Source organism: Wolbachia endosymbiont of Drosophila seguyi (assembly GCF_028981765.1).
GTDB lineage: Bacteria > Pseudomonadota > Alphaproteobacteria > Rickettsiales > Anaplasmataceae > Wolbachia > Wolbachia pipientis.
On the sequence record NZ_JAPQLM010000137.1, the window covers coordinates 1 to 5873 of the forward strand.

The following is a 5873-nucleotide window of genomic DNA, read 5'->3' on the forward strand; positions in this document are numbered from 1 at the left end:
TAGTCTTTTACTATCTCTGTCGAGTATTGGCATTTTTTGATGTCTTGTAACGCTTTATAAGCGCGTTCAGTTTATTTAGATAAAAATCTAGATGTAGATGAAGTTTTGTAAAGACATACAGTATCTATATACTGCAAAAAATTNNNNATAAGACGCCGATACATTAAGTAATCCTTACCTTTTAATCTGCAGATTGGCGAAAGCAAATACAATAGCTTCAGTCTCATGATAAGAGGGCTGGCGGAGTTTGTCAAGTAAGTTTTTTTGTTTCTATGGGTCAGTTGGACTTAAAGTCTACACAAAAAACGTTTACAACCAACGTTCAACATGGTAAATTAAAAACGGTTTATTCCTCGGTAGCTCAGTGGTAGAGCAGTTGGCTGTTAACCAATTGGTCGCTGGTTCGAGTCCGGCCCGGGGAGCTCTTCTCTGTGAAATTCTAGTGTTGATTTTATATGAACATTAAATCAGTGGTTTTATGTATACTAGATGGCTGGGGAAATGGAATAGAGAATAATAAATACAACGCTATCAGCAACGCAAATCCACCCTGTTGGCAATATATTAGCTCTAATTATCCAAAATGCAGTTTATCCGCCTGTGGAGCTGATGTGGGGTTACCTGGTGGTCAAATAGGTAACTCAGAAGTTGGCCATATGAATATTGGCAGTGGTAGAGTGGTAATACAAAGCCTTCAGCGCATTAATCAAGAGATTGGAACAATAGAAAACAATGTAAATCTACAAAGTTTTATTAATGATCTAAAAAGTAAGAACGGAGTATGCCATATAATGGGATTGGTGTCCGATGGTGGTGTTCATTCGCATCAAAAGCATATTTCAACTTTAGCAAATAAAATATCACAGCATGGAATAAAAGTGGTGATACATGCATTTTTAGATGGCAGAGACACATTGCCAAATTCAGGAAAAAAATGCATTCAAGAATTTACAAAGAGTATAAAGGGAAATGACACAAGAATTGCTACTGTTTCTGGGCGTTACTATGCTATGGACCGTGACAACAGGTGGAAGAGAACAATCGAAGCTTATGAGGCTATCGCATTTGCAAAGGCACCTTGTCATGATAATGCAGTATCGTTGATTGAGAATAACTATCAAAATAACATAACTGATGAGTTTATCAGGCCCGCAGTAATAGGTGATTATCAAGGTATAAAACCAGAAGATGGAGTGCTGTTGGCTAACTTTCGTGCTGATCGAATGATACAATTAGCAAGTATTTTGCTTGGCAAAACAGATTACGCTAAGGTAGCAAAATTCTCTTCAATTTTAAGTATGATGAAGTATAAAGAAGATCTCAAAATTCCTTATATTTTTCCTCCTACTTCTTTCGCTGATACTCTAGGACAAACAATAGAAGACAATAAATTACGACAATTACGTATCGCCGAAACCGAGAAATACGCTCATGTGACTTTCTTTTTCAATTGTGGAAAAGAAGAACCTTTCTCTGGTGAAGAAAGAATACTCATTCCCTCACCAAAAGTTCAAACTTACGATTTGCAGCCCGAAATGTCAGCCTTCGAGCTCACAGAAAAGCTTGTAGAAAAAATTCACTCCCAAGAATTCGCACTGATAGTTGTAAATTACGCTAATCCTGATATGGTAGGGCATACAGGTAATATAAAAGCAGCCGAGAAAGCTGTGCTAGCTGTAGATGATTGTCTTGCGAAAGTGCTGAATGCTGTTAAAAAGTCAAGCAACACCGCATTAATTGTTACTGCAGACCATGGTAACGTGGAATGTATGTTCGATGAAGAAAATAATACACCTCATACAGCACACACTCTAAATAAAGTGCCATTTATTGTGTCTTGCGATAATCTAAAACTAAGAGACGGAAGGTTATCTGACATTGCCCCTACTATTTTACAGCTACTTGGAATTAAAAAACCAAACGAAATGACAGGCAGTTCGTTGATTTCTTGCATTACCCTCTGTCATTCCAGCTAGGCAGCGTTATGCACCGGAATGACATCAAATAGATGTGTTTTAACTTAATCCAACTTTTAAATTTTTCGCTGTTAGTACTAATGATTCATTAAAGAAGCTGTCAATATCACCAATACTATCTATATTTTTTGTACTGATAGATTGGTCAATTCTTTTGACCAAATTAGATAAAACTTTATTAGGGCCAATTTCAACAAATTTGTTAATGCCACGGCTTGACATATACAAAACCATTTCTCTCCATTTCACTCTGCTTACAACTTGCTTGGCGAGTAAAGTTTTTATAACTTTGGGATCACTCTCCTCTTTAGCTGTAACATTTGATATCAAAGGAACTATAGGACGGGTTATTTTAATACCCTTCAAAAACTCCAAAACTTTTTCATCAGCAGGTTTCATAAGAGATGAATGAAAAGGCCCACTAACCTGTAATTTAATTAGTTTCCTCACACTCGAGTTTTTGAATAAATCGGGTAACATTTCAAGAGCTTCTCTAGTGCCACTTATAACCACTTGTCCGCCACCGTTATCGTTTGCAATTTCACAAATTCCGTCAATTTGAACTGATTTCAATATATCTTCCACTTCATTTATCTCTGCTCCAAGCAACGCAACCATTCCGCCTTTACATTTCAGTGAAGCTTCATGCATTGCTTCGCTGCGAACTTTCAGCAGCTTGATTGCAGACTCAAGCGTTAACGCTCCTGCAGCACACAGCGCTGTATATTCGCCAACTGAATGCCCACAAACATATTTAACATTGTGATCAGTGAAAAGAGATTTGCCAAACACATGCTCCATAACACGTAGCATTGCAATTGATACTGCCATTATAGCTGGCTGAGCGTTTTCTGTAATGGTTAATTCTTCAATAGGACCGTTGAAGATTAAATGAGACAGCTTTCCATCCAATATGCTATCTACTTCATTAAATACTTGTCTTGCAACAGAAAACTCACTATATAAGCTCTTTCCCATTCCTACAAACTGAGAGCCCTGACCGGGGAAAGCAAAAATCATGATAGTTATTATTTATTCCTTATTAAATATACTACTTTATTTATTTTTTGTCAATATTTTAGAATAATGATTGACTTAGTGAATTAAGTTCACTAGAATATTAGCTGACTAAAAGTTTATAAACAACAATGAATTATCATAAAATTATTATAGTTATGACAGACGGTCAAGAGTTTGAAACTCGTTCCACTTATGGAAAGGAGGGAGATAGGGTAAAACTTGATAGAGATCCTCTTACTCACCCTGCATGGACTGGAAGTTTGACAAGCGGGTTAGCAAGTAAAACTAGCAAATTAGCTAAGTTTAACGATAAATATGGAAGCATTTTCTAATTCTCCTCCTCTTTAAGTTTTAGAGAGTTTACTGAAGCATGCATAAATACAAAAATATAGGCTATGTTGCTTCTCCATCACCAAAATCGCAGGAAGTATCTAAACTATTAAAGAAACTTAATTTTATCAATATAACAGAAGAAAATAAGTCCGAAATCGATCTATTGATAGTTGTTGGCGGTGATGGCTTTATGCTACGCACTTTGCACAATTACGTCATAGAAAATAAAAACATGCATGTGTATGGGATAAACACTGGCAATGTTGGGTTTTTGATGAATCAATGCTTTAGCTGCAGTGAAGATTTAATTGATCATATAGAGCATGCAACTTCAACTCAGTTAACTTTGCTAAAAATGGAAGCAACAGACACAAGTGGCAAGAGATATCATTACATAGCAGTAAACGAAGTATACGTTTTTAGAAAAGCGAACCAAATAGTAGAGATGAATATTACTATTAATGATAAGCTAAAAGTAGAAAAATTTAGAGGGGACGGAGTAATATTATCTCCCCCCACAGGCAGCACTGCATACAACTTCTCTGCCGGTGGCCCAATCTTGCCGCTAAATTCAAATTTACTTGCACTCACTTCTATCAATAGCTATTACCCAAGGCATTGGAATGGAGCGTTAATATCAAACGATACAATCGTACAAATTGACATTAACGACACAAAAAACCGTCCAGCACTTGTAGTATCAGATTACAAGGAGTTTCATAATATATCACAGATAAAAATACAAAAAGACCACGAAAACACAATAACTTTGCTTTTTGACAAAGATTACCCTCTGAATGAAAGAATCTTTGATAGACAATTTCTATACTAATAATTATCCGTAAATTGGTATTTACTATATCTTAATAACTATAGCGTAATCAATGCAGCATAGTAATTAATTTTGGAGTGAATATGCCTGGACCAGTAAATGAAGAACAAACAGTAACATTAATTTCTTCCACATCAATAAGTGAAGATGGCGAGATAACACCAGGAATTTTACCAATACCAGCACTTAGGACAAGTACTCCGAAAAAAAATGATGAAAATACAGCTTTAGAAGCTTTGTTAGAGGAAGAATTTAAAGAGAAAAAAAACAGCAATGCTAATTCAAGAGATCCGTTAACTCTTGAGACTCAAGTATCACCTCCTTCCCTAGAAGAAACAAAAGGTGAAGAAACTCATGTTGACGTGCCACAAAATTCAACTCTAAGCAGATCCCCTTCTCAAGAGACAGTATTTGATGATCCTGATGATCTTGATAAAACATTAACACGGTTAAGCAGAGAATCAAGTAACAAACTTAGCAATGTACCTTCAACTTCTCCACCATCATATAAGACAGATGACTCTGAAGAGTCTTTGTCACTAAATTCTGATGTAGGTGGCACAACAAATAAAAAAACAAACAGATTCTTGCCAAGAGCAAAGTATTCCATGCAGCAGAAGGGCTTTATAATTTTTACTGCAAGTCCTATTATACTCAGTATATCTGCAGCTTTATTATATTTACAAGATAAAGCAAAATTTATTGCATTTTTTACAAACAGCCCAAAATATATCACTATACCAGTTATCGCACTTGCTGCATTGCTTGCAATTGGTCCAATATTTTTTGCAACAAGGCAATTTATAGATACTGAAGAACATTCCATTCAAAAAAAAGATGCGGATAAAATTTTAGCTGAGGTGTTGGAGCACCAGCCAAAAGATAAAGCTATAAAATCTGTAAGACTGGAATATAGCAATGGCACTCATTCAAATTTTGTACTTAATGCTTGGGAAGCTAAACAAGGCTTCACTAACATTGACGAAAAAGTAATTACTAGAACTAATAAAATAAAATCAGTAATTAACGACAGACCAATATTTACTGCATTATTTACTGGTGTAGTTGCTGCAAATATAGCGTTTCCTCTAGGGCTACTTGCAACACATGGTGTTAATGGTGTACAAAAATTTTACCAAAACCCTTTGACTAATAACATAGGATTATCATTACTTATAGGTTCTGGTATACTTGCATTATCAATTGTATGTCTTGGCGTGCATTATTATAGAAAAACAAATTGCACTAACCTTATATATTCTGAAGAAGAGATTGATCCTAAAGATGTTAATGGGAAATTCATTGAGGAAATAAAACGAGAAAGAACAAATGTTCTTGGGGAAAATCACAGTAAAGACGCTAAACGCAGCAGCTTAACGCTTGAGCAAGTTGTGGTTCAATCTCATAATTGTAAGGATATTGTTTATAGTGTCGGTTAATAAAATGCATGATATAGCTAGTGCAGCCCTACGTCATACCGCTGCAGACCGTCATACCGCGATTCATTCGCGGTATCTCTAGATCCCGCTAACACGTAGCGGGATGACGATTGTCAGGGTAGCACCTCCCTCCCCTGTCATCCAAGTAGCTGACTGACCTTACCCAGAAAAAGTGGAGAGAAAGTTTGGAATGTTTTTCACAAAGAGAATGATGAATCAAAATGCTCAGGAATGCAATAGTTAATAGTGACGTTGTTTGTTATAAAAAATTTC

The 5873-nt window shown here is 35.9% G+C and carries 5 protein-coding genes and 1 tRNA gene; 5 read left to right on the forward strand and 1 reads right to left on the reverse strand.

Features of this window, described 5'->3' with window-relative positions; all coding sequences use genetic code 11:
* The first annotated feature begins 350 nt into the window (after positions 1-350).
* Both OZD62_RS03295 and gpmI read left to right on the forward strand, forming a co-directional pair.
* Positions 351-422 (forward strand) — tRNA-Asn (locus OZD62_RS03295).
* A gap of 33 nt (positions 423-455) precedes the next feature.
* Positions 456-1976, forward strand: a complete 1521-nt coding sequence (gene gpmI, locus OZD62_RS03300; RefSeq protein WP_010082408.1) for a 2,3-bisphosphoglycerate-independent phosphoglycerate mutase — start codon at positions 456-458, stop codon at positions 1974-1976.
* A gap of 39 nt (positions 1977-2015) precedes the next feature.
* On the opposite strand, the gene fabD is transcribed toward gpmI, so the two are convergent.
* Positions 2016-2996: an ACP S-malonyltransferase gene (gene fabD, locus OZD62_RS03305; RefSeq protein WP_038199165.1), complete on the reverse strand. Its 981-nt coding sequence runs from the start codon at positions 2994-2996 to the stop codon at positions 2016-2018.
* A gap of 128 nt (positions 2997-3124) precedes the next feature.
* Here fabD and rpmE point away from each other — a divergent pair, with 128 nt between their 5' ends.
* The 3 genes from rpmE to OZD62_RS03320 all read left to right on the forward strand — a co-directional run bounded on the left by rpmE (position 3125) and on the right by OZD62_RS03320 (position 5600).
* Positions 3125-3328 (forward strand): 50S ribosomal protein L31, encoded by a 204-nt coding sequence (gene rpmE, locus OZD62_RS03310; RefSeq protein ID WP_007548602.1) that lies wholly within the window; start codon positions 3125-3127, stop codon positions 3326-3328.
* Positions 3329-3366: 38 nt separating this feature from the next.
* Positions 3367-4161 (forward strand): NAD kinase, encoded by a 795-nt coding sequence (locus tag OZD62_RS03315; protein WP_275019426.1) that lies wholly within the window; start codon positions 3367-3369, stop codon positions 4159-4161.
* An 83-nt stretch (positions 4162-4244) separates the two neighbouring features.
* On the forward strand, positions 4245-5600 hold the full coding sequence (locus OZD62_RS03320; protein WP_275019427.1) for a hypothetical protein: 1356 nt from the start codon (positions 4245-4247) through the stop codon (positions 5598-5600).
* The last annotated feature ends 273 nt before the right edge of the window (positions 5601-5873 follow it).

Excerpts from the sequence above, each read along its gene's own strand:
- gpmI (WP_010082408.1), top strand. The coding sequence starts at position 456 with ATGAACATTAAATCAGTGGTTTTATGTATACTAGATGGCTGGGGAAAT.
- rpmE (WP_007548602.1), top strand. The coding sequence starts at position 3,125 with ATGAATTATCATAAAATTATTATAGTTATGACAGACGGTCAAGAGTTT.
- fabD (WP_038199165.1), bottom strand. The coding sequence starts at position 2,996 with ATGATTTTTGCTTTCCCCGGTCAGGGCTCTCAGTTTGTAGGAATGGGA.
- OZD62_RS03320 (WP_275019427.1), top strand. The coding sequence starts at position 4,245 with ATGCCTGGACCAGTAAATGAAGAACAAACAGTAACATTAATTTCTTCC.
- OZD62_RS03315 (WP_275019426.1), top strand. The coding sequence starts at position 3,367 with ATGCATAAATACAAAAATATAGGCTATGTTGCTTCTCCATCACCAAAA.